Annotated in this window: 25 protein-coding genes, 1 tRNA gene and 1 riboswitch; of the genes, 21 read left to right on the top strand and 5 right to left on the bottom strand. The window is 26.7% G+C overall.

Annotated features, from left to right (window positions below; all coding sequences use genetic code 11):
• Positions 1 to 83: 83 nt before the first annotated feature.
• Positions 84 to 623: a signal peptidase I gene (lepB, locus tag RGC78_RS08255; RefSeq protein WP_252213672.1), complete on the bottom strand. Its 540-nt coding sequence runs from the start codon at positions 621 to 623 to the stop codon at positions 84 to 86.
• A gap of 345 nt (positions 624 to 968) precedes the next feature.
• Between lepB and RGC78_RS08250 the strand changes: the two genes are divergently transcribed.
• Both RGC78_RS08250 and RGC78_RS08245 read left to right on the top strand, forming a co-directional pair.
• Positions 969 to 1499 (top strand): hypothetical protein, encoded by a 531-nt coding sequence (locus RGC78_RS08250; RefSeq protein ID WP_309556426.1) that lies wholly within the window; start codon positions 969 to 971, stop codon positions 1497 to 1499.
• 332 nt (positions 1500 to 1831) lie between these two features.
• Positions 1832 to 2746 carry an EamA family transporter gene (locus RGC78_RS08245; protein WP_252213668.1) on the top strand — a complete coding sequence of 305 codons (915 nt, stop codon included), beginning with the start codon at positions 1832 to 1834 and terminating at the stop codon, positions 2744 to 2746.
• 104 nt (positions 2747 to 2850) lie between these two features.
• On the opposite strand, the gene RGC78_RS08240 is transcribed toward RGC78_RS08245, so the two are convergent.
• Entirely contained in the window at positions 2851 to 3327 is a 477-nt protein-coding gene (locus RGC78_RS08240) for a hypothetical protein (protein ID WP_252213666.1), read from the bottom strand.
• Positions 3328 to 3795: 468 nt separating this feature from the next.
• Here RGC78_RS08240 and RGC78_RS08235 point away from each other — a divergent pair, with 468 nt between their 5' ends.
• The 6 genes from RGC78_RS08235 (at position 3796) to RGC78_RS08210 (ending at position 8168) form a co-directional block, all read left to right on the top strand.
• A complete protein-coding gene (locus tag RGC78_RS08235) occupies positions 3796 to 4023 on the top strand; it encodes a hypothetical protein (protein WP_252213664.1) in 228 nt (75 codons plus the stop codon).
• A gap of 98 nt (positions 4024 to 4121) precedes the next feature.
• Positions 4122 to 4625, top strand: coding sequence for a GNAT family N-acetyltransferase (locus RGC78_RS08230; protein WP_252213662.1), 504 nt, complete (start codon positions 4122 to 4124; stop codon positions 4623 to 4625).
• A 35-nt stretch (positions 4626 to 4660) separates the two neighbouring features.
• A complete protein-coding gene (locus tag RGC78_RS08225; RefSeq protein ID WP_252213660.1) occupies positions 4661 to 5470 on the top strand; it encodes an EcsC family protein in 810 nt (269 codons plus the stop codon).
• 142 nt (positions 5471 to 5612) lie between these two features.
• Positions 5613 to 5777, top strand: a complete 165-nt coding sequence (locus RGC78_RS08220; RefSeq protein WP_252213658.1) for an aspartyl-phosphate phosphatase Spo0E family protein — start codon at positions 5613 to 5615, stop codon at positions 5775 to 5777.
• A gap of 199 nt (positions 5778 to 5976) precedes the next feature.
• Complete coding sequence (locus tag RGC78_RS08215) at positions 5977 to 6996, top strand: stalk domain-containing protein (protein ID WP_252213656.1); 1020 nt, start codon at positions 5977 to 5979, stop codon at positions 6994 to 6996.
• Between the two features lie 515 nt (positions 6997 to 7511).
• Entirely contained in the window at positions 7512 to 8168 is a 657-nt protein-coding gene (locus tag RGC78_RS08210) for a 4Fe-4S binding protein (RefSeq protein WP_252226749.1), read from the top strand.
• Between the two features lie 190 nt (positions 8169 to 8358).
• Here RGC78_RS08210 and RGC78_RS08205 read toward each other — a convergent pair whose 3' ends face one another.
• Positions 8359 to 10167: a thiol-activated cytolysin family protein gene (locus tag RGC78_RS08205; protein WP_252213651.1), complete on the bottom strand. Its 1809-nt coding sequence runs from the start codon at positions 10165 to 10167 to the stop codon at positions 8359 to 8361.
• Between the two features lie 297 nt (positions 10168 to 10464).
• Here RGC78_RS08205 and trxA point away from each other — a divergent pair, with 297 nt between their 5' ends.
• The 5 genes from trxA to RGC78_RS08180 all read left to right on the top strand — a co-directional run bounded on the left by trxA (position 10465) and on the right by RGC78_RS08180 (position 15922).
• Positions 10465 to 10782, top strand: a complete 318-nt coding sequence (gene trxA, locus RGC78_RS08200; RefSeq protein ID WP_035785593.1) for a thioredoxin — start codon at positions 10465 to 10467, stop codon at positions 10780 to 10782.
• 1 nt (position 10783) lies between these two features.
• Positions 10784 to 12088: a redoxin domain-containing protein gene (locus tag RGC78_RS08195; RefSeq protein ID WP_309556418.1), complete on the top strand. Its 1305-nt coding sequence runs from the start codon at positions 10784 to 10786 to the stop codon at positions 12086 to 12088.
• A 270-nt stretch (positions 12089 to 12358) separates the two neighbouring features.
• The gene (locus tag RGC78_RS08190) at positions 12359 to 13018 is read left to right on the top strand and encodes a hypothetical protein (RefSeq protein ID WP_309556416.1); all 660 of its coding nucleotides are present in this window, start codon (positions 12359 to 12361) and stop codon (positions 13016 to 13018) included.
• Positions 13019 to 13160: 142 nt separating this feature from the next.
• Positions 13161 to 13320: riboswitch (M-box (ykoK) riboswitch) on the top strand.
• A gap of 68 nt (positions 13321 to 13388) precedes the next feature.
• Positions 13389 to 13898, top strand: coding sequence for a metallophosphoesterase (locus tag RGC78_RS08185; RefSeq protein ID WP_252213645.1), 510 nt, complete (start codon positions 13389 to 13391; stop codon positions 13896 to 13898).
• Positions 13899 to 14413: 515 nt separating this feature from the next.
• Positions 14414 to 15922, top strand: coding sequence for a DUF1846 domain-containing protein (locus RGC78_RS08180; RefSeq protein ID WP_309556414.1), 1509 nt, complete (start codon positions 14414 to 14416; stop codon positions 15920 to 15922).
• Positions 15923 to 16253: 331 nt separating this feature from the next.
• On the opposite strand, the gene RGC78_RS08175 is transcribed toward RGC78_RS08180, so the two are convergent.
• A complete protein-coding gene (locus tag RGC78_RS08175; RefSeq protein ID WP_309556413.1) occupies positions 16254 to 17012 on the bottom strand; it encodes a hypothetical protein in 759 nt (252 codons plus the stop codon).
• A gap of 432 nt (positions 17013 to 17444) precedes the next feature.
• Here RGC78_RS08175 and RGC78_RS08170 point away from each other — a divergent pair, with 432 nt between their 5' ends.
• Positions 17445 to 17639, top strand: a complete 195-nt coding sequence (locus RGC78_RS08170; RefSeq protein ID WP_252213637.1) for a hypothetical protein — start codon at positions 17445 to 17447, stop codon at positions 17637 to 17639.
• A gap of 105 nt (positions 17640 to 17744) precedes the next feature.
• On the opposite strand, the gene RGC78_RS08165 is transcribed toward RGC78_RS08170, so the two are convergent.
• Positions 17745 to 17831 (bottom strand) — tRNA-Leu (locus RGC78_RS08165).
• Positions 17832 to 18078: 247 nt separating this feature from the next.
• Here RGC78_RS08165 and RGC78_RS08160 point away from each other — a divergent pair.
• The 7 genes from RGC78_RS08160 to RGC78_RS08130 all read left to right on the top strand — a co-directional run bounded on the left by RGC78_RS08160 (position 18079) and on the right by RGC78_RS08130 (position 22286).
• Positions 18079 to 18771: an iron-sulfur cluster assembly scaffold protein gene (locus tag RGC78_RS08160; protein ID WP_017826199.1), complete on the top strand. Its 693-nt coding sequence runs from the start codon at positions 18079 to 18081 to the stop codon at positions 18769 to 18771.
• Between the two features lie 25 nt (positions 18772 to 18796).
• The gene (locus RGC78_RS08155; RefSeq protein ID WP_252213635.1) at positions 18797 to 19798 is read left to right on the top strand and encodes a GGGtGRT protein; all 1002 of its coding nucleotides are present in this window, start codon (positions 18797 to 18799) and stop codon (positions 19796 to 19798) included.
• A 76-nt stretch (positions 19799 to 19874) separates the two neighbouring features.
• Positions 19875 to 20033 (top strand): hypothetical protein, encoded by a 159-nt coding sequence (locus RGC78_RS08150; RefSeq protein WP_309556410.1) that lies wholly within the window; start codon positions 19875 to 19877, stop codon positions 20031 to 20033.
• The gene (locus RGC78_RS08145) at positions 20011 to 20262 is read left to right on the top strand and encodes a hypothetical protein (RefSeq protein WP_252213631.1); all 252 of its coding nucleotides are present in this window, start codon (positions 20011 to 20013) and stop codon (positions 20260 to 20262) included. The genes RGC78_RS08150 and RGC78_RS08145 overlap by 23 nt, the downstream gene beginning before the upstream one ends.
• Positions 20263 to 20589: 327 nt before the next feature.
• Positions 20590 to 20811: a hypothetical protein gene (locus RGC78_RS08140; RefSeq protein ID WP_252226851.1), complete on the top strand. Its 222-nt coding sequence runs from the start codon at positions 20590 to 20592 to the stop codon at positions 20809 to 20811.
• Between the two features lie 314 nt (positions 20812 to 21125).
• A complete protein-coding gene (locus tag RGC78_RS08135) occupies positions 21126 to 21437 on the top strand; it encodes a DnaD domain protein (RefSeq protein ID WP_309556429.1) in 312 nt (103 codons plus the stop codon).
• 54 nt (positions 21438 to 21491) lie between these two features.
• Positions 21492 to 22286 (top strand): dimethylarginine dimethylaminohydrolase family protein, encoded by a 795-nt coding sequence (locus RGC78_RS08130; RefSeq protein WP_309556408.1) that lies wholly within the window; start codon positions 21492 to 21494, stop codon positions 22284 to 22286.
• Positions 22287 to 22541 lie beyond the last annotated feature (255 nt).

Below are 22541 nucleotides of genomic sequence, written 5' to 3'. Positions count from 1 at the left end.
GTACTCATAATACCTTTAAAACACATTATTTTAAAAGTTATCCACAAATTTTTTAATAATATAAATTCCTAAAGAATTAAAAACTATTTTGCAAATCCAAAATCTTCAAATGGATAGAAAATGAATTTGAATTTTCCTTTTATATGAGAGCCGTCAATATAAGGATTTTTCCAAAGTCGAGCATCATTTGAATCAGGACGATTATCACCTAAAAAGAAATACTTTCCCTCAGGAACATCGAATTCACCGGAGTAGGAATAATCTTTATTCTTTACATAATCTTCAACCAGTTCTTCACCATTAATAAATACAACTCCATTTTTAATTTTTATTTTATCACCAGGTAAACCAATTAATCTCTTTACTAATGTTAAATTAAGCTCATCAGATTGAAATACTATTATATCTCCTCTTGTAATACTAGATAGATTATTAACTCTAGTTACAAGTGCCTTGTTATCTTCATTTATAGTTGGAATCATAGAACCAGTCGGAACAAAAACACTAAAAAACATAAATTTATTTATTAAAATTCCAAGTATAAGAGCTATAAGTATAGGTATAAGCCAATCTTTTAAAAAAATAATTTTACTTGATATAGTTTCTTTTTTTATTTCTTCCATGATAAGTACCCCCGTATTTTATGTATAGTGCTCTAATTATTTTTCCATATTTTAACTAAAATATATCATTACATAATGTTATTGTCAAATTGTTTATGTTAAGGTGCTAAATTATATTTTGTAATCATATATTTTAATAATGTAATGTAAAAGTGTAGTTTGAATCGAATTTTATATTTGATATTAGTTAGTGCAAATTGATAATGTATTTAGTTAATGCTTTAGCAAAATAATATATACATCAGCAAAGTGAGAGGTATTAATTTAATATGTCAATACATATTTAAGACATAGCTTATCTTTAAAATATGATCTTAAAAATAAGTAAAGTTAGGGTGTAGAGTAATGGATAAAAAGGTTTCTGATTTCTATTCAATTTTAAAACAGGAAAAAGATAATATAGAGGAATTTAGTAAAATAATTAAGGCAAGTGGTGAATTAACTAAAAGAATCAACATAGTGATTGGTGAAATGAATGCTATAAAGCAAGATATGATGGCATTAGAAGAAAATATAAATGAGGAAAAAGTTAAAACTGAAAATATAGAAGATAAGATAAATTATATAGTAACAAATGAAATTAAGGACAATATGGATACAGTTAAAGAAATACTTGCACATAATTTACCTAAGGATGTGAAAGTAGAATTTGCTAAGAATTCATATGAAGAATTTAATAAAAAAGTAATAGATTTAATGAAGTTTAACAATATAATTGGTGAAGTTATTATTTATAGCAATAATAACAATGAGTTAAAAGTTAATGTAAAGCTGTGGGGAGGAGAAGAAAAAGTTCAAGAGTTTACTATAAAAGAAAAGTATAGGATATTTAAAGTTATATCATTTATTCATACTAATTTAAGTTACGATGAATAAATGATATTAAATGTGTATTTAAAGTAATTACATTCTGTAAATGATTACAAAAACAATGGAAGAGTATTAATATAAATGCTTGAAAAAAATATATATTAATATTATAATTTAAATAATAGGCTATGTTTAAAAACAGAGCCAAGTAATTAAATAATTATTGCCTAATGGCCATATATTTTTCAGTTTTTTGGTTTCAAAACGGGAGAATATATGGCTTTTTTTATTCTTTATGAAAGGAGATGAATATACACATTTACATAATTAGTTATACGTTAATGATAAAAATTTAAAGTAATTATTTTATATTACTGAAATTAAAAAAGGAGTTTATTATGAATTTATTTAAAAGTTCTTTATTTGTATTTTTAGGAGCTTGTTGTTATGGAGTATTATCGACACTAGTAAAATTAGCATATAATGATGGGTTTGTATTTAAAGATGTTGTTATGAGTCAATTTTTATTTGGATGGTTAACTATGTTAATCATAATGCTAATCTCATCTAGAAGAAATATTACGATAAAACAGTTCATTTCACTTGCATTAATCGGAATAAGTACATGTGCAACAACTGTTTTTTATTACTTATCTCTTGAAAGTATTCCAGCATCATTTGCTGTTGTACTATTATTTCAATTTACATGGATTGGAGTATTGATTGAATCCATAGTAGATAAGAAATTTCCATCAAAAATAAAAATATTATCTATTATAATATTATTTATTGGAACTATATTAGCTAGTGGGGTAATTAATAGTAATAACTTTAAGTGGAGCTTTAGTGGAATAATATTTGGACTTATGGCAGCGCTTTCATATTCTCTATTTGTATTTTTTAGTGGAAGAGTGGAAACTCAAATACCATCAGTTAATAGAAGCTTTTGTGTAACAACAGGAGCATTATTAGTTGCCTTTGCTATTTGTCCAAACTATTTCTCTAATGGATGTTTATCACAAGGAATATGGAAATATGGAATTATATTAGGCATATTTGGTGCTGTATTACCAGTGTTATTCTTTGCAATAGGGACACCTAAATTAAGTACAGGCCTATCAACTATTCTTGGAGCAGGAGAATTACCAGTAGCTATTATAGCGTCTATTGTTATTCTAAAAGAAGAGGTTTCTATGATAAAGTGGGTAGGAGTTATAATAATTTTAATAGGGGTTGCATTACCACAGTTAGTAAATTTAAAAAATAACAATTCAATAAAATTTTCTAAGGAACCTAATACTAATTTGTCATAAAATATAATACTAATTTTAAATTAGGTTCTGTTTTAAATTAAATAAAAATAGTAGTTTCTAATAGTTAGAAGCTACTATTTTTTTATAAATAAGTTAGTTAATGATTATTTATATTCAGATTTTTTATCTATTTCACCAACACTTTTAATTAATTCATCTTCACATTTGTCATCTAATTTTTTAAAGCTTGATTTTAAGGAAATCCATTTTATAGCTTCAAAATAATCATGACTTTCAATTAAACCTTGATTCAATAAAACCATTAAACTATCCTTAAAATCTGCAGTATCTCTAGTGGAAAGCTTATCACCATGTTTTCTTATAATACCCATAATATCTAATTTACCATTATTTTTATAATCATGACTACTTATATTAATATTTAGCGCTTTTTCTATAATTGATATAGCAGTTTTTGCTTCATTAGATATATTGTTTTGAGTTTTTAATTGATTTACTATTTTATTTGATTTATTTAGAAAGTCAACAAAATTGGAATCTTTAAGCTTATTCAATTTATTATTAATATTTAAAGAATTATCAATATTAGAATTGGTAGTTTTCATATTTATAAATTCCATACAAACACTTTCTTTCTATAATAGTTTTTAATATTAAGCTATATTTTAGAATATTATTATATTTATATTATCGAATTAGTTTAAGGAAACTTTATACATTATTACAAAATTTTCCTGAAAAATTATAGATTTTATTAATCTATACTGTTCTTAGGTTATATAGTGTAGAATAGAAATAGAGAAAAGATTTCAATGATATTGTATATTAAAGAATAATGTTTATATTCTTTACAAATTGTTATACTTGTAAAAATATTTAGTTGTGTTAAAATATTTTATTATACCAATAAATGGAAAATGATATTAAAGTGAATATATTTGAATTTAGAAGAGAGATTATAAATATATATTAAAAATAATTATATGTTATTAGTAAATAAAATTTTAGAACTAGTATATACTTTATTAAAAGATATGAATAAATGTTAGCTGTAAGATAAATTTACAATAAAAATAGGGGGAAGAAGAATGGAGTACATGGTTAATAAACAATTAGGATGTGTGGATGTAATTTTGAAAAATGGATTATTTAGAAAAACATCTTATGGAGATTGTATTTTCAAATCAGAAAGTGGAGAAATAGATAAATTTACAAAGACTGCTAATATGACAGATGAAAAATATAATGAAGAATTTATGAAATTTTGCAGTAAACACAATGTTAATGGTAAAAAAGTTTTGGAACTTTTAGAATAGAAATATTATAATATAATCACATAATTTAGAAAGTAAAAATACATTTAAGTAATTTAAAGCAACTTAAATGTATTTTTATTTATGAAAGAAGGGTGTATATGGAATTAAAAAAATCAATAGAAGAAGATATAAGTAATATAATGAAAGTTATTAATGAGGCACAAATATATTTTAAAGAACAAAAAATAAATCAGTGGCAAAATAATTATCCTAACATTGATACAATAAAAGAAGATATTAAAAATGATTATTCATATGTATTTTTAAAAGATAAACAAATTGTTGCTACAGTAGCAATTTCTTTTGATGAAGAAAAATCATATGATACTATTTGTGATGGCAAATGGATTAGTAATTGTAAATATGCGGTTATTCATAGAATGGCTGTAAATAACATGTATAAGGGGGAAGGGATAGCATCTAAAATTATTAAAAATATAGAAAAAATTTGTTTAAATAAAGATATACATAGTATAAAAATAGACACACATATAGAAAATAAACCTATGCAAAATTTACTTAAAAAGAATAACTTTCAGTATTGCGGTATAATATACTTAGAAGATAAAAGTGAAAGAATAGCTTTTGAAAAGGTAATATAAAATAAAATTTAATATTGATTGGGAGCATTAAAATTATGAAAAGAATTTTATCTAAAAAAGAAAAAGTTTTAACAAAACAATTGAAAATTATTAGTAAAAAAGAAGAAAATTTATTAGTAGAACAGAAAGAAAGCTTTTTAAATAAAAAAATATCACCATATAAGAATAAGCTAGAAGAAAAAATTCCAGATAAACTTGAAGAAACTTTGCAATTAGCATTTGAAAAAGGTTTTAATATTGTTTTTAAAAAAGGTGTAAAAATTATTGAAAAAAGTTTTGATAAAGAGAAAATAAATGAAGAGTTTAATATAGATGATTATGCTGTAAATATACAAACTAATAAAAAGAATATAAATAGAATTGATAAAAAAACAAATAGAAAAGTATTTTTAAATAAATCAATAGGTGTATTAGAAGGCGGAATACTAGGAGTTTTAGGTATAGGTTTACCTGATATTCCAATTTTTATAGGGGTTATATTAAAAACTATTTATGAAATAAGCTTAGGATATGGTTTCCACTATGATAATGATGATGAAAGAATATATATTTTAAACGTTATTTCTAGTGCTATGACTACAGGAGAAGAAAAAAGAAAATATCTTGAAGAGATTGATAAAGTAGGAGAACAAATAAATAATGGGATTAAAATAGAACATAGTGTAGACGAATTAATTAATGAAACATCTAAAAAAATGGCATCTTCAATGCTGACAAGCAAATTTATACAAGGATTACCTATAATCGGTGTTGTAGGTAGTTTTACTAATTATAAAACTATAAAAGATATTAGTAAGATAGCTAAAGTTAAGTATAAGAAGCGATATTTAAAAAAACTTAAATAGTTAAATAAGTATATATAAGAACTCTATTGATTGGATAGGGTTCTTTTTATTTGTATTATGTTTTATAAAACACAGTCTTATTTTAAAGTAAGAGACCTTCAGACGCTGATAATTAAATAGCGAAAGGAGGTGTAATATTATAATGGTTGAAGAAATGAATAACAAAATCTTAAAATTAAGACAAGCTTTGCAAAAACTTATAAGTGAAGAAAACAATTTATTAAATCCTAAAGTTATTGCAGCTAGTCAAGAACTTGATGAAGTTCTAAACGAGTATAATAAATTACTCAAAGAACTAAAAAAGTAAAGTGAAAAAGGGGAGGAATACTTCTTATTCCTCCTTTTATATATTTATAACTTAAAGTACATAAATAGAGAAAATATTATTGCAAAAAAATATATTAAGTATAATTTTTTAATAGAAAATAATTTTTTGATAATAAATTTCTAATAAGTGCAACATTTTCCTGAGTAGAATTGTTTTATAAGTGAAGGAGATGATTAAAATGAAAATAACAAAAAGAATTTTAGGAAGCGCTATAGCCTTAACAGTTCTTATGGGAGTGCCACAATATGTATCTGCCAATGTACTAACTACATCAGATAATGTGGCAGCAACAGAAAGCCAAGAAGTATTTAATATGCCAAAATTCTCAACAGCATGGGGAAGCGTAAAGGAGAAGGGTAATAAGCAAATTCATATTAAAAATTCAAGTAACATGAACAATGATATGATATTAAATATATCTGATGAAACTAAGATAATAGATGCAGTTAGTGGATTACCAGTTGCTATTAATGATATAAATATAAATGATGATATTTATGCATATACTAGCCCAATAATGACAATGAGCTTACCACCTATAACTACGGCAGAAGCTATTATTGTTAATATACCCCAGGATTTTAAAGTTCCTAATTATATGGAAGTTCAGGATATAAAGAAAAATGATGATGGAAGTATAACTGTTACAAGTGATGATGGATTACTACAAGCAACATTAAATAAGGATACGAATATATCTCCTTACTTAACAAGAAATATTGTAACTATGGATAATATTGAGGTTGGATCAAAAATATTTTTATGGACAAAGTATAATCCAAATGAACCTCAAACTTTACAGCTTCCAGAAAAGGTAAATGTAGAAAAGTGCTTACTTATGCCTTATGAATATAGTGGACTAATTAAAGCTTCTGCAGATAAGTTAAGTGTTAATGGGGAAGATATTAATTTTAAAGCTAGTGAAGCTCCATTTATGGAAGGTGAAACATTAATGCTTCCATTAAATTTAGTTTCAAAAAAACTTGGATATGAAGTTAAACCTTTTAATAAAACAACTATGCTTAACATTACAAAAGAAGGTTTTAAAACTTATACTGTAGCTATTGATAGCGAGATGTTAGAAACAGAAGATACTGGGTATTATTTAAGAAATAAAACAATGGTAAAAAATAATACTATATTTGTAAGTTCAGAATTATTTAACTTAGCTGAAAATGCTAAGGTAGTAGTAGAATAGTTTAATAAGGATGTGTTTTAGTATTGTGTTCAAATATTCATAAACAATTTGGATGAGCAGTTAAAACACAGGTTATATAAAAATAAGTATATAAAAAAATAAGTATATAAAAAATTCAGTATATAAAAAATTTAGTATAATAAGATTACAATTTCCAAAATAAATATTAAAAAATAAATAAAAAATTTCTAAAATAAATAATAAACATTAAAAACAAATAAATAATTTCTAAAATATAATATGAATGTAAGTTTACAAGAATATAGTCTATGATACAAAACTATTTGTTAGTATCATAGACTATATTTTTTTGTTTATATATAGTTTATTTTAAAAATAATATAAATTTCTATTTTAATAGATATAAAAAACAATATATTAAAAGTTTTTTAATATGTGATAAAGTTACAGAAAAATAAAGGTTTATCTAATAAAATGAAAAAAGATAAACTGATCTGTACACAATGAAATAGAAATTTTAATTTAATATAATATGTAAATTGGGAGGAATTCTAGTGAAAAAATTTTTAGAATTATGGAAAAAATATTCATTTATAATGTTAATAGCTTTTATAATATTAGGACTAATTGATTTAAGATTTGCTTTGTTAGCTATTATATGTATGGTTGCACCTATAATTGTTTCTGTTGCTAAGGGGAGATTTTGGTGTGGTAATTTATGTCCAAGAGGAAATTTTTATGACAATGTAGTTTCTAAATTTAGCAATAAAAGAAAAGTACCTAAATTTTTAAAATCTTATTATTTTAGAGCAATAGTAGTAGTTGTTATGATGTCTATGTTTGGTATAGGAATTAAACAAAACTTAGGAAATTTATATGGTATTGGCATGGTATTTTATAGAATGATCGTTGTAACAACTTTAATAGGAATAGTATTATCTTTATTCTATAATCATAGAACTTGGTGTCATTTTTGTCCTATGGGAACTATAGCATCAGTTATATCAAAATTTAGGAAAAACAAAAAAGTATTGCAAGTATCATCTTCATGTGTATCTTGTAAAATATGTGAAAAAAAATGTCCTTTAGGAATAGTTCCTTATGAATATAAGGGGGATATTTTAAGTCATCCTGATTGCATACAATGTGGACAATGTGTAACAGTATGCCCTAAACAAGCAATAGGATATGATAAAATCACATTAAAATAGAAATATAATTAAAATAAAAGGTTAAAATAAACTATACGTAAGTTAAGTTTATTTTAACCTTATTTTTGGGTGTTTAATAAAAAGTGTTATTATTTTATTTTTGTCAGATTTTAGTTTGTTTTAAAATAGGAGGTGATATATACAATCATTGAGGATATTTTGTTTATGTATATATCACCAATTTTAAAATTTAAATTTCTGGTTCAACAGATTTTTTAGGATATAGTGTTGTACCCCATATTGAGAATGTTCTTTCTTTTACTAGTGGGATATTTTGAGCATCTATAACTTGTCTCCACCATTCCCATGCAAGGCCTGTACACTCCCATGCTTTAACGGAAATATTTCTAGCATTTCCTTTTAGATATATTTCTGTATTAAAGTGAGCAGTTTTATCTTTATCACTTCCAGACCAAATCTTATGCTCTATTATTTCATTACCATCTTTATCATAGCTAACTTCATCCCAAGTTACTTCAAATTGAGCAACATAAGCACCACTATGATCAAGAACAATTTTACCATTAGTATATTCTGTTGATGTTGTTTCAATATACTCTGTTTTATTATTTACACTAGCAATTCTATTATCTTTTAAGAATGTACTTGTGTATGAAATAGGATAGCCAGGATTTTTAGGACTATATACTGAATTGTTTTGTATTATATTTTGTATTTCATTAAAATCTTTAGTAACTACTTTGTTATGGGCTTCAGCACCACCACCAAGAACTGTAGCTGTAAATGAACTTTGCTCTAAGATATCTTCATATTCTGTGTTACCACTGATATCTTGGTTAGAGACTAAAGCTTTAAATGCTGCTTTAACATTTGCACTCTTAGATGTAGTTTCAAGTTTTACATAAATTGTTCTACCATAAGCTACATTAGAAACATATGCAGGTGGATTTTCGTTATCTACACCTTTTAAAGCTAATTCATCAAAGCGTACATTGTCACCAAATAAGTCAGAAGGTTTTTCAGGCGCATCTACACTAACTGTATAGAATATTTGTTTATATGCAACAACCATAGCTTGTTTTTCACCTTTAAATATAGAATTGAAATCTATATTTAATGCTTTGTCTAAAATTTTGAAATTGCAACCAAACATTGTAGATAATTGAGATTTACTATATACCATAGCATCAGTATAGCTCATTCTTGTGGGAATAGTATATTTAGATGCGTATTTTGTATTCCAAGTATCTAATAGAGAATTTATTGAAGAATTTACAGTAGAGTATGTTGGTGAATTAACAACTTTACTACCATCATCACTCATTCCAGGTAAGTCAACACTTATAGTTATTGGTTTTCTTTTACAAGAAATTATATCTGGTTTGTTTTCTACAAGATTTCTATTTGCAAGTTGAATAGCACCAGGGTAAGTTCTATCGTTAATTGAGTCTATTATTGAAATATCTGCAGTAGAGTCAGATATACTTTTCTTTTCTCTTTTTACTACAATATATTTATTTGGAGTATCAAAACCTTGAGCAGGCACAAAGCTATCAACGCTTTCACCTTTTGAAGATAGTATCTTATCAGGGTTATATGATAAGCCATAGATATTTTTATCGATATCATTAATTTCATTTTTTAAAGTATCTCTTATAAGAGGTATATCTTCTATAATTGGTTCCTCAATAGATTTGATAGGATCAACTATAGGATTAATAGTAATGGGGTTAATAGCTTGTACAGAATCTGTATTTAGTAAGTCACCATCTGTTTGTGTGTCCTCATCTAATACGTTTTTTTCAGATAAACTATTATCTGTTTTATTATCTGATACAACATTTTTTGTTTCATCACTAATATTTTCAGTAATCACATTTTTATCTGTAGTTTCTTTTGCAGAATTATCTTCTGTTATGCCTGATAGAAAAACATTGTTATTAGTTTTAAAATCACTAATATATGCAAATCCATTGATAAGCATAACTGCTAATAATCCTTGTGCAAATGACTTAAGAAGTTTTTTAGTAGTTTTCATTTAATTTTCCCCCTTTTTTGTATAGTTATAATATTTGGTGCTGGTTATTTATACGGACAAAAATCAAGAAACTTTAGAAAAAAAAGAGAAAACAGAGGATAAATACCAATTAATATATTGCATAGGCTTTATAGGACGATATATTTTTAAACATTACTACTAATAATTAAAATAATAAATATAGTATTTTATAGTAATTTAATGTGATTAAGTCACTTAAGTATTATAGAAATACAAGTATAATAAAATTAACAAATACAATTATAATATGTTTTAAATATGATAGGAGGCTTTATTATGGCTAAAATTATAAATAGCAGAGAATTTATGGAAAATGTAGAAAATACTAAGGGAGTAGTAGTGGTTGACTTTTTTGCAAATTGGTGTGGTCCATGTAAGATGTTAGCACCTATCTTTGAAGAAGTTAGTAACGAATTTAATGATAAGGCTAAATTGTTTAAATTAGATGTAGATGAAAGTGGAGAAGTAGCACAAAAATACGGAGTTTTTTCTATTCCCACAATGATAATATTTAAAGATGGAAAAGCAGTAGAAAACTTAACTGGATTTATGCCAAAAGAAAATATAACAAATAAATTAAAGGCTTATTTATAAAATGTTTGAAGGAATAACCTCTGTAAGTAATGTGAGTTATTTATTAGTATTTTTTGAGGGGATAGTTTCATTTCTATCCCCTTGTGTATTACCTTTAATACCACTTTACATTGGGTATTTAGCAGGAAATGCTAAAAAACAAAATAATGATGGTACATATACTTATGAAAGAAAAAAAGTATTATTTCACACTATATTTTTTGTACTAGGAATTTCAACAGCTTTTTTCATATTAGGAATTTCATTTACCACAATAGGAACATTTTTTAATAATAATAAAATGATTTTCACTAAAATTAGTGGAATTATAATAATTATTTTAGGTTTATTTCAAATGGGAATTTTTGAATTTAAATTTTTGCAAAGAGAACGTAAATTAAAAATAAACTTAAATGGAAAGAAGGTAAATCCCTTAATAGCTTATATAATGGGATTTACATTTAGCTTTGCATGGACACCTTGTGTTGGTCCAGCATTATCATCAGTTTTAATTCTTGCATCAAGTGCTAAAGATGCAGCTATTGGAAATTTATTGGTTTTAATATATTGCTTAGGCTTTGTAATACCATTTTTAATATTAGGTCTTTTTACAACTCAAGCTTTAAATTTTATAAAAAATAATAAAAATGTTATGAAGTATACAATAAAAATAGGTGGAGTCCTAATGATAATTATGGGAGTAATGACTTTTACAGGATGGTTAAATAATGTTACAGGTTATTTAAATCAAGTAGGAAGTAATGAAAATACTAAATTAACCTCAGAAGAAAAAGAAGAAATTAAAAGAGAAGAACAATATATTAAAGAATCAGAAGAAAGAAATAATTCTAATAGTACAAATTCAAGTAATGAAGATATAGAAAAGGAACCTTTGCAACCATCATTTGATTTTACGTTAAAGGATCAGTATGGAAATGTTCATAAATTATCTGATTATAAAGGTAAAACTGTATTTTTAAATTTCTGGGCAACATGGTGTCCGCCATGTCGTAGGGAGATGCCTCATATAGAAGAGCTGTATAAAGAATTTAATTATAATAAAGATGATGTTATTATCTTAGGATTAGCTCAACCAGGTGGAGAAGAAAAGGACATAGAAGGAATTAAACAATTCTTAAATGAGCAGGAATATACATTCCCAGTAGTTTTTGATGAGAGTGGAGAGGTATTTAATAATTATAGAATAATGTCTTTACCAACTACATTTATGATAGATAAAGATGGAAATGTTTATGGCTATGTAAATGGTGCTTTAAGCAAGGAACAAATGAAAAGCATAATAAATGAAACCAAAGAAAATAGATAGAAAAAAATTAATATTAAATTTAAGATAAGCTATAGGACATTTTGTTTTAAGGTTAAGGGAATTATAAGAAAAATCAAACAATTTTTGAAAAAGAATCTAAGGATATACAGGAAGTTTATATTAGATTGTCCAATTATCAACTATATATTTAAGTGAAATTTTTAATTATAATAAGGTCATGAAGTTGAGGAACATAAAACAAGTAACAACTTCAAAATTAAAAATAGTAATTTTTTAAGTTACTAAATTTAAATTAAAAGGGGAATTAACATGAATAAAAAGAAGTTTATTGTGATTTTATCTGTAGTTAGTACGTTATTAATTGGAGGAACAGCAAGTTTTGCTTGTACTAGAAATGTAAGTGCACAAGCAGTAACTACACAAGCAATTGAAGGTACTAAAGAGGATACAGAGTCTAAAGATGCAAATACAGAAGTTAATCAAGTAATTCCAGAAGCTAATGATCAAAAAGTAGAATCTACAGATGCAGCAGCATCTAAGGTAAGTAATGAAGCTACTAAAGGTAATACAGAAGTTAATACAGAAGTTAATACAGAAGTTAATGATCAAAAAGCAGAATCTACAAATACAGCAGTGCCTGAGACTAGTAATGAAGCTACAGTGAATTCAGGTGAAAAAGAAGCGAAATCTACAAATAATTGCACAAATTCTTGTGCAAACACGTCAGATAATACATGTAGCACTGATTGTACAAATTCAGAAAATAATTGTTCAAATTCTTGCGCAAATGGATCAGATAACAAATGTAACACTGACTGTACAAACTCAGCAAACGGATGCACTAGTGCAGAAAATCAATGTTCAAACGTTAAAGTTATAGAAGGTCAAAATTCATTTAATGGTAAAGGAACTTGTCAAGGAACTTGCCCAACACAACAAATGATACAAAGTTGCCTAAATAAAAAATAAAGTAAAAGATTGAAAAATATTCCCAAAATAATAATATTAGATAAAGTTAAGGGAAGTATTGAAACCAATTGCTAATAAAGTTGTTGACAAATTTCATGCAGGTACATATACTAATATAATATTAAAAAAATTATAACAATTGAATAAGAATCAGTAGGTGAGGTTACCATAGGGATACTGGTTGCTGCCTCGGAGTAGTGGAGACACTATGAGAAGGTTAGCAGGATACGTTGATTTTAAGGCGTATTCTAATGCAATTTCATTGCCCTATGAAGCTAAAGCTTTAACGAAAGGTTTATTTATAACGTGTATTTTATGTCCTCGTTCAGTTTTTAGCTGAGCGAGGATTTTTATTTTATAAGGAGATACAATGAAAAAGATATTTTTTATAGGAGATACTCATTTTGGAGATAGTCAGATTATTGATTATGAACAAAGACCATTTGCTAATGTAGAAGAAATGGATATAGAATTAATTAATAGATGGAATTCTGTTGTAACAGATGATGATACAGTTTTTATGATAGGTGATTTTTCTCTTTATCCTAAGGAAAAGACTACAGAGATATGTAATAAATTAAAAGGGCAAAAGATCTTGATTGTTGGCAATCATGACAGTAATTCAGAAGAATATTATTATGAATGCGGATTTAAGAAGGTATATCAATATCCAATAATTTTGGATGAATTCTGGATGATTTCACATAAACCATTATATTTAAATAAAAATATGCCTTATGCCAATATTTATGGTCATGTACATGGAAATGAAATGTATGTTGATTATTCAAAACAATCATTTTGTGCATGTGTAGAACGTATAAATTATACTCCTATTTCTTGGGAACAAATAAAAGAAAAGATGAACCTTTTCTCTTAACTTAATAGGTGAATATTTAAAAATTCATATACTTTTAAAAAAATAAGTTCTCCAAATAAAAAAATACAAACTTATTATAGTTTTATTTAAGGTTTTGGAGAATTGCAATATTTAACACATATTATTATATTTAATATAATTTATTTATACATATCAACATAATCAATGTACTTATATTTATTAAACCAATTATATGTTGTTTTTAATATTAAATATATTTTTTGTTTTTATAAATTATGTGAACAATTACAGGGAAATATAAAATTATGAATATAAAAAATTTAAAAGCTGTATATAAAAAATAATTTATCAAGAATTAAATTAAAAGATTTATTACTTTTGTTTGATGTAGTATGACTTTAGCGTTGATGGGAATTTATGGTGATATGATACAAGCAAGATTAAGCTAATTTAAAATTTCATAAAGTGGAAAAAATTAAATTTACAATGACCTTATTTTATGAAATAATGTAATAATGAATTTTTAGTAAGCAAGAAGTGAGTGAGGTAACATAATGAAAATAGGATTTGATCATGAAAAATATTTAGAGGAACAATCAAAGTATATCTTAGAGAGAGTTGATAGCTATGATAAGCTATATTTAGAATTTGGTGGCAAACTTTTTAATGATAGACATGCAATGAGAGTTCTTCCAGGATTTGATGAAAATGCAAAGATTAAATTACTGCACAAGTTAAAAGAAAAAGTTGAAGTAGTAATATGTGTTTATGCAGGAGATATAGAAAGAAACAAAATAAGAGGCGATTTTGGTATTACATATGATATGGATGTCTTAAGACTTATTGATGACTTAAGAACTTATGAATTAGAAGTTAATAGTGTAGTTATTACAAGATATAATGGTCAACCAGCGACTACAGTATTTATAAATAAGCTTGAAAGAAGAGGCATCAAAGTTTATAAGCATAAATCAACAAAAGGATATCCAACAGATGTTGATACAATAGTTAGTGAAGAAGGTTACGGACAAAATCCATATATTGAAACTACAAAACCAATAGTAGTTGTAACAGCACCAGGTCCTGGTAGTGGAAAACTTGCTACTTGTCTTAGTCAATTATACCATGAATCAAAAAGGGGAAATGCTGCGGGATATTCTAAGTTTGAAACATTCCCAGTATGGAATGTTCCATTAAAACACCCATTAAACATTGCATATGAAGCTGCAACAGTTGATTTAAAGGACGTTAATATGCTTGATTCATTCCATATGGATGCATACAATAAGGTTACTGTAAATTACAACAGAGATATTGAAAGCTTTCCAGTATTAAAGAGAATAATAGAAAAGATTACAGGTAAAGAATCTATTTATAAATCACCAACTGATATGGGCGTTAATAGAGTTGGATTTGGAATAGTTGATGATGATGCAGTTAAAGAAGCATCAAAGCAAGAAATAATAAGAAGATATTTTAAAACTGGTTGTGATTATAAAAAAGGATATGCAGATAAAGAAACTTTCGACAGATCTAAATTAATAATGGAAGAAGTAGACTTAAAAGAAACTGATAGAAAAGTTGTTCTTCCAGCTAGAGAAAAATCTGCGAAATTAAAGATGGCTACAGATGAAAATGAAATTTGTCCAGTAGTAGCATTAGAATTAAATGATGGAACAATTTTAACAGGAAAGAGCTCAGATTTAATGGATGGGGCTGCAGCTGTAACAATTAATGCTATAAAATATTTAGCTAATATTTCAGATGATATATACTTAATTTCACCTGTTATATTAGAACCAATAATGAACTTAAAGTCTAAGACTTTTAATGAAAAGAATATATCATTAAATTGTGAAGAAGTTCTTACAGCGTTAAGTATTTCAGCAGCAACAAATCCAACAGCACAAGTTGCTATGGAAAAATTACCTTTATTAAGAGGTTGTCAAGCTCACGCTACAACTATATTATTAAGAGCAGATGATACAACTTTAGGAAAATTAGGAATAGATGTTACATGTGATCCTAATTATCCATCAGAAAGTCTTTATTATAATAACTAAATTGTTTATTTAAAACAGAGCTTTAGTTAAAAATTAAAATATCAAAAGACTGTAATGAGATTTGTATAGAAATAAATCTTATTACAGTCTTTTATTTTTATATTAATTATATGTGAAAATGCAAAAGAAATGGCAAGAGTTAAAAAGTAGAATGAAGAGCGTGATTTAGTTTGTAAGAAAGAGATTCCGTATTATATTTTTCTCCAATTCATTAAAAATAGTAGTAATTGTATTAAATTCTAAAAATCTAAAATTCTTAAGAAGAAAAGAAGTTTAGATTTTTAGAATAAATAAATTTTAGAATTTAAGAATTTGCTTATGTGATGCGTGTTTAATCACCACATTCTTCTTTATATAGACTTTCTAAATAGTAATGATCTGTTAGTTTTTTTGTTAAGTTATCCCATGAATAAATTCTTCTTTGAAGCTCTATTCCAAACTCACGTTTCATTTTAATTTTAGATTCATTTAAATGAGGTTCATTTTCAAATTCCTCAAAACTTTTTAATTTTTGTGTTTCATAATCTGTAAGAAAGGAAATAATGTATCTTCCATGTTCTTGTGATTGCTCTTCTAAGTCAAATTTTATGGTATTAATAAGGCCACATATTACAAAGTGTTCTTCATAAAGTCCTTTGGCTCCATATGATCGTAACTGTTTATAAAATTCATCTTTTAACTCTATTAAATACGGAGTATTGTTAATAACACCTTCTTTTGGAGCGTATTTTTTCATTAACCTAAATCCTCGTGCAATTCCTCCAATGCTTCTTATAGCAGTATTGGTTAAGTCAATAGCATCTGAAATATATTCACCAGTATTAATTTCAGCTATAAATTCATCAAATGCTTTAATGAAATTCTCTATAAGTATCCCTTCCATTAATGAATCATCTTGTCTTGCATCTTCTCTTAATGTTTCTCTAGTTATAAAGAAATCACATAGTTCTTCTAACTCACAATCAGACATATTATCATCATTTATGTTTAAAATAAGCTCATTAACTTTTCTTGTTAAAGTTGGCTTTAGATCTTCAATATTGGTACTATCTAATTTATTTAATAAATCTTTTATTTCTTTATAAAACATATTTTCCTCCTAAAAATTTTTACTCATAGATTTATGTGTGTAAGGTATATAATAGGAAATTACTCGGTTTTGAAGTTATTTATATATTAATTGATTTTATATAAAATGTATCTTTTTATTTATATAAAGTTCATTAATATGACTTTAGTGTATTTTTTTTATTTGCTTTGAAATGTATCTCTATAATAAATTGATTATAACATATTTTGTAAATGTAAAGGTGCTTAGAATTTCTAAGGGGGTAAAATAGAACTTTAGATGTTGTTTTGGGGAGAGGAATATGTTGCTTAGCGAGGAATGAGATTAGCAACATAGCCCGCATTTCCATAGGAAATACGTTCCTCAGAAATTCTCGTAGTTATAGGTAACTTGTTTGAATATTTAAATGATAAATATGATGATGATAAAAAGCTTAATGAGGAGGTATTAAAGATGACTAAAACTTTATATGATCCTGAAGTTGAAAAAAGGGGAATAGAAAAAGGAATAGAAAAAGGTGAAGAAATAAAAGCAAAGAAATCAGCAGAAAATCTTTTAAAGCTTGGAGTAAGTGAAGAAATAGTGGCACAAGGAGTAGGACTTACAATAGAAGAAGTAAGAGAAATAAAAAAATTACTTGTTCATTAATAGTAACTTTTAGAAATATTCAATAAATAAAAATTAGTAAACAAAGAAAAATGGCTGTACTACAAGGTATTTAAACCAAGTAATACAGCCATTCTTATAAATAAATGGTGCCGCTAGCCGGATTCGAACCGGCACGATATCACTACCAGAGGATTTTGAGTCCACCACGTCTGCCAATTCCATCATAGCGGCATATTCATATTGTTGAACAAGTGATATTTTACCATAGTATAAAATATAATTCAAGTTAAATCTTTTAAGTTTTTTTTATCAAAATTTTTAAATAAAGGTTGTTACATAATAAATCATTTGCTAGAATAGGAATAGGGCATTGATATCCCGGTGGGATGTTTTTAAGCCCAGTACTATATTAAAAAAGATAAATTTTAAGTTTTTATTATAGTACTTATCTATTAATTAGGGAGAGGAGCAAATTTATATGATGTATTCAAAAGAAGTTGAAGAAATGTGTGTAGTTGCTAAGGGTCCTAATCACGGACCAGCACCAATTCCTGCAGAAGGAAAATGGGTACAATCTAAAGAAGTAACTGATATATCAGGATTAACTCATGGAATAGGTTGGTGTGCACCACAACAAGGAGCTTGTAAATTAACTCTAAATGTTAAGGACGGTATAATCGAAGAAGCTTTAGTAGAAACAATAGGATGTTCAGGAATGACTCATTCAGCTGCAATGGCTTCAGAAATATTACCAGGAAAGACTATATTAGAAGCATTAAACACAGATTTAGTTTGTGACGCTATAAACACAGCTATGAGAGAATTATTCTTACAAATAGTTTATGGAAGAACTCAAACTGCGTTCTCAGAAGGTGGATTACCAGTAGGAGCAGGTCTTGAAGATTTAGGAAAAGGTCTAAGATCTCAAGTTGGTACTATGTACGGAACTCTTGCTAAAGGACCTAGATACTTAGAAATGGCTGAAGGATACGTTACTGACGTAGCTTTAGATGAAGACAAAGAAATTATCGGATATAAATTCGTTAATTTAGGAAAAATGATGGAAAACATAGGCAAGGGTATGGATGCTAATAAAGCATTAGAAGAAGCTAGAGGTCAATACGGAAGAGTTGCTGACGCTGCTGAATTAATGGACCCAAGACATAAATAATTATTTGTAAAGGAGGATTTTTATTATGGCAATATTTGAAAGTTATGAAAGAAGAATTAATCAAATCACTCCAGTACTAGAAAAGTACGGAATGAAAACTCTAGAAGATGCGCAAGCAGTTTGTGAATCAATAGGAATTGATCCATGTACAATAGCTAAAGAAACTCAACCAATAGCGTTTGAAAATGCTGGATGGGCTTATACTTTAGGTGCTGCTATAGCTATAAAGAAAGGTTGCAAAAAAGCTGCTGAAGCTGCTGAAGCAATCGGAGAAGGATTACAAGCATTCTGTATCCCTGGATCAGTTGCTGATGATAGAAAAGTTGGTTTAGGACACGGAAACTTAGGAGCTATGCTTTTAAGAGAAGAAACTAAATGCTTCGCATTCTTAGCAGGACACGAAAGTTTCGCTGCTGCTGAAGGTGCTATCAAAATAGCTGAAAAAGCTAACAGAGTAAGAAAAGAACCATTAAGAGTTATATTAAACGGTCTTGGAAAAGATGCTGCATTCATAATCTCAAGAATTAATGGATTCACTTATGTTCAAACTAAATTTGACTACTATACTGGAGAAGTTAAAGTAGTTAAAGAAAAAGCATACTCAAACGGAGAAAGAGCTAAAGTAAGATGTTACGGTTCTGACGATGTTAGAGAAGGTGTTGCTATCATGCATATGGAAGGCGTTGACGTATCAATCACTGGTAACTCAACTAACCCAACAAGATTCCAACATCCAGTTGCAGGAACATACAAAAAAGAATGTATGGAACAAGGTAAGAAATACTTCTCAGTAGCATCAGGTGGTGGTACTGGAAGAACTCTTCACCCAGATAACATGGGGGCAGGTCCAGCTTCTTACGGTATGACTGATACTATGGGAAGAATGCATTCAGATGCACAATTCGCAGGATCATCATCAGTTCCAGCTCACGTTGAAATGATGGGTCTTATCGGAATGGGTAACAACCCAATGGTAGGATGTACTGTTGCAGTAGCTGTTGCTGTTGAAGAAGGAATGAACAAATAGTCTTTTGACTAATTGTTAAAGCTGAGTAATTAGCTTATATGAATACTCACATTTATAGATTTTAGGATCTGTGAATGTGGGTATTTTTTGTATAAATTTATGTTTGGTAACAATTAGTGTTATGATAAAGAATTTAGAGTTTAATAATGAGGTATTTGATAAAATAGATTTAAAGAAGTCTAAAGATAAACTAGATTTTAGGAGATATGAATATGATGAACAAATATTCATATAAAGGACAAGATATAACTTTAGATATTATAATGAAGATTGAAAAAATTATTAGCATTATATGTGAAAAAACAGGGGAAACATTTGAAAAAGTCCTTAAAAAATTTTATGAATCTAACACATATAAAGCACTTGAAAACACAGAATCTGTTTTATGGGCTGAAAGTTCTCAATACATTGTTGATGAATTATTTAGAGAATGGGAGAAAAAATATAATATTAGCTCACATTGAAATGATGGGTCTTATCGGAATGGGTAACAACTTAGATGGTAGGATGCACTGTTGCAGTAGCTGTTGCTGTTGAAGAAGAAATGAACAAATAGTCTTTTGTTGTTACAACAAAATATTAATTTGTCAACGGATTGTCAACGGATTTATATATGCATTAATAACTCATGTTGATATAGATGAAAAGAGTAACTTTTTAGTTGCTCTTTTTATAGAATGGTACCTATAGAGTGGACACTTAGAAAAAAGTATCTCCTCTATAGGTATTTTTTGTGTTCTTTACATGGAATGTTAATAATATCAATATCAATTATATTGGTATTATTGATATTGATAGCATTAAAACATAATTCTAAAAATTGTGAATTTAATCTTGAACTTAACATAAAGGGTTTTAAATTATTTTGGAATACGGGAGTTTATGTTGATGAATTTAATACATCTTTAGATGTTGTATTAGGTGGAGATTTAGCACTTATTATGGATTGGATAAGGCTTGGTATTTTATTACTAATAAGCATTTTATCTGGTATAAATATATTTAAGAAATAGTTGATAAATAAAAGTTAATTCTAGGGAGGCATTTGAAAATCCAAGAAGATAATCATTTATTGAAAGAATAAAGATAGTCTAGAAATAAGATTATTTTTTGCTTATATAATAAACGTTTTGAAGAAGATAAAACTTTAGATGAATTACGTGAAGTGGGAAATAAAGATAATAATTCATGTAGAATTGAAAATAATTATAAAAATAATAATGAGTCACATGTAATAGAAAATGGGGGAAATACTATTAGCAATGTGGTAAGTAATATAGACAGTCTTTAAGTTAATGCAGGAGAGTTACTTAAGTATTATGAAAGTATCACAGGAGTAAGTGGTGGACTTAACTTATGTTTTCTTAAGCTAGCTATTTCTAGTCATGGATATGATAATGTTAAGATGGCAATTAATAAGGCATTAGAGTTTACTAAGGAAAATATGAATTACATTAATGGCATACTAAAAAATTGGAGAAAAAAATGGTATCCAAGTAAATATGACAAGTTTAAAGGCAAGGATAAAAGAAGAGTTCATGATAAATTAAAAAGAAAAGGCACTAATTTGAAATTTGATAATTTTGAACCTAGGGAGTATGACTATGATGATTTGGAAAAGAAGCTATTAGGGTGGTAATGTAATTAATACCTGATGTTTTGGGTGTTAAGTATATAGAAGGAGAAATAAAATATGAATATAAACTTGAAAAATAGATATAACAAGCTACAAGAAGTAATATTGTGTTATCCAGTAAATTATAAGGTAGAAAAAAAGGAAATAAATAAAGAAATAATGTTTAAGCAGTACAATAACTTCATAAATATACTATCACAAGAGGGTATTGTAACTTATTTTTTAGATCCTAAGTATGGAATATCTCAAGTTTATACAAGGGATATAGCATTTGCTATAGATGAGATTTTATTTATAGGAAAAATGAAGGCTAAAAGTAGGACTGAAGAATATAAAGCCTTAGAAGAATTCTTTAAGGGGAATAATATAAAAGTAAAAAAGATAAATAATTTTATAGAAGGAGGAGATGTGGTGTTGCATGATAGCACAGTATTTGTAGGACAAAGCAATGCAACATCAATAGAAGGGATAAATGAACTTGAGAAAATTTTAAAGGAAGAAAATAAAGATTATAAGGTTGTACCTATAAGATTTAATAAGGAGGAAATGCTGCATTTGGATTGTGTATTTAATGTAATATCACAAGATAGTTGTGTAATTAGTGATTATATATATGATATGGATATTATAGAAAAGAGTTTCAAGAAGTGTTATTATATAGAAAAAGAAGAAGCAAAGAATTTAGCAGCAAACTTTATAACAATAGGAAATAATACTGTAATTTCATCTAGCAAAAAACTATGTGAAATCCTTGCTAAAGATGGAATAAATGTGATTTATATAGATTACTCAGAAATAATAAAGGGAGGTGGAGCATTGACTTGCACAACACTTCCAATATCATCTAAATAAAACATGACGTTTGGACTATGAGAAAAGAAATTCAGTTGGAATTATATAAAAAATATTATAGTATTTAATTATACGTGACACTATTATTATATAAATAATTTAATGAAAGTAAAGGAAAGAAAATAATGAAAATATATTTAAAAATGCATCCAAAGAATCGAATTAACTCTGTGCACATAAAATGATGGGCGTTGTACAGAGAGAAAGATTCATCAAAAATAATGATATTGTAAATAAAGGAATATTTATTTTTAA

Source organism: Clostridium aquiflavi, assembly GCF_031344075.1.
GTDB classification, from domain to species: domain Bacteria; phylum Bacillota; class Clostridia; order Clostridiales; family Clostridiaceae; genus Clostridium; species Clostridium aquiflavi.
Note: the sequence above shows the minus strand (reverse complement) of the source record. Positions and strands in the feature narration are given on the sequence as shown.

Coding starts and splice junctions, on each gene's coding strand:
- lepB (WP_252213672.1), bottom strand. CDS start 623: ATGGAAGAAATAAAAAAAGAAACTATATCAAGTAAAATTATTTTTTTA.
- RGC78_RS08240 (WP_252213666.1), bottom strand. CDS start 3,327: ATGGAATTTATAAATATGAAAACTACCAATTCTAATATTGATAATTCT.
- RGC78_RS08205 (WP_252213651.1), bottom strand. CDS start 10,167: ATGAAAACTACTAAAAAACTTCTTAAGTCATTTGCACAAGGATTATTA.
- RGC78_RS08190 (WP_309556416.1), top strand. CDS start 12,359: ATGAATAAAAAGAAGTTTATTGTGATTTTATCTGTAGTTAGTACGTTA.
- RGC78_RS08160 (WP_017826199.1), top strand. CDS start 18,079: ATGATGTATTCAAAAGAAGTTGAAGAAATGTGTGTAGTTGCTAAGGGT.
- RGC78_RS08230 (WP_252213662.1), top strand. CDS start 4,122: ATGGAATTAAAAAAATCAATAGAAGAAGATATAAGTAATATAATGAAA.
- RGC78_RS08130 (WP_309556408.1), top strand. CDS start 21,492: ATGAATATAAACTTGAAAAATAGATATAACAAGCTACAAGAAGTAATA.
- RGC78_RS08250 (WP_309556426.1), top strand. CDS start 969: ATGGATAAAAAGGTTTCTGATTTCTATTCAATTTTAAAACAGGAAAAA.
- RGC78_RS08245 (WP_252213668.1), top strand. CDS start 1,832: ATGAATTTATTTAAAAGTTCTTTATTTGTATTTTTAGGAGCTTGTTGT.
- RGC78_RS08195 (WP_309556418.1), top strand. CDS start 10,784: ATGTTTGAAGGAATAACCTCTGTAAGTAATGTGAGTTATTTATTAGTA.
- RGC78_RS08185 (WP_252213645.1), top strand. CDS start 13,389: ATGAAAAAGATATTTTTTATAGGAGATACTCATTTTGGAGATAGTCAG.
- RGC78_RS08175 (WP_309556413.1), bottom strand. CDS start 17,012: ATGTTTTATAAAGAAATAAAAGATTTATTAAATAAATTAGATAGTACC.
- RGC78_RS08170 (WP_252213637.1), top strand. CDS start 17,445: ATGACTAAAACTTTATATGATCCTGAAGTTGAAAAAAGGGGAATAGAA.
- RGC78_RS08180 (WP_309556414.1), top strand. CDS start 14,414: ATGAAAATAGGATTTGATCATGAAAAATATTTAGAGGAACAATCAAAG.
- RGC78_RS08145 (WP_252213631.1), top strand. CDS start 20,011: ATGATGAACAAATATTCATATAAAGGACAAGATATAACTTTAGATATT.
- RGC78_RS08220 (WP_252213658.1), top strand. CDS start 5,613: ATGGTTGAAGAAATGAATAACAAAATCTTAAAATTAAGACAAGCTTTG.
- RGC78_RS08155 (WP_252213635.1), top strand. CDS start 18,797: ATGGCAATATTTGAAAGTTATGAAAGAAGAATTAATCAAATCACTCCA.
- RGC78_RS08235 (WP_252213664.1), top strand. CDS start 3,796: ATGGAGTACATGGTTAATAAACAATTAGGATGTGTGGATGTAATTTTG.
- RGC78_RS08225 (WP_252213660.1), top strand. CDS start 4,661: ATGAAAAGAATTTTATCTAAAAAAGAAAAAGTTTTAACAAAACAATTG.
- RGC78_RS08215 (WP_252213656.1), top strand. CDS start 5,977: ATGAAAATAACAAAAAGAATTTTAGGAAGCGCTATAGCCTTAACAGTT.
- trxA (WP_035785593.1), top strand. CDS start 10,465: ATGGCTAAAATTATAAATAGCAGAGAATTTATGGAAAATGTAGAAAAT.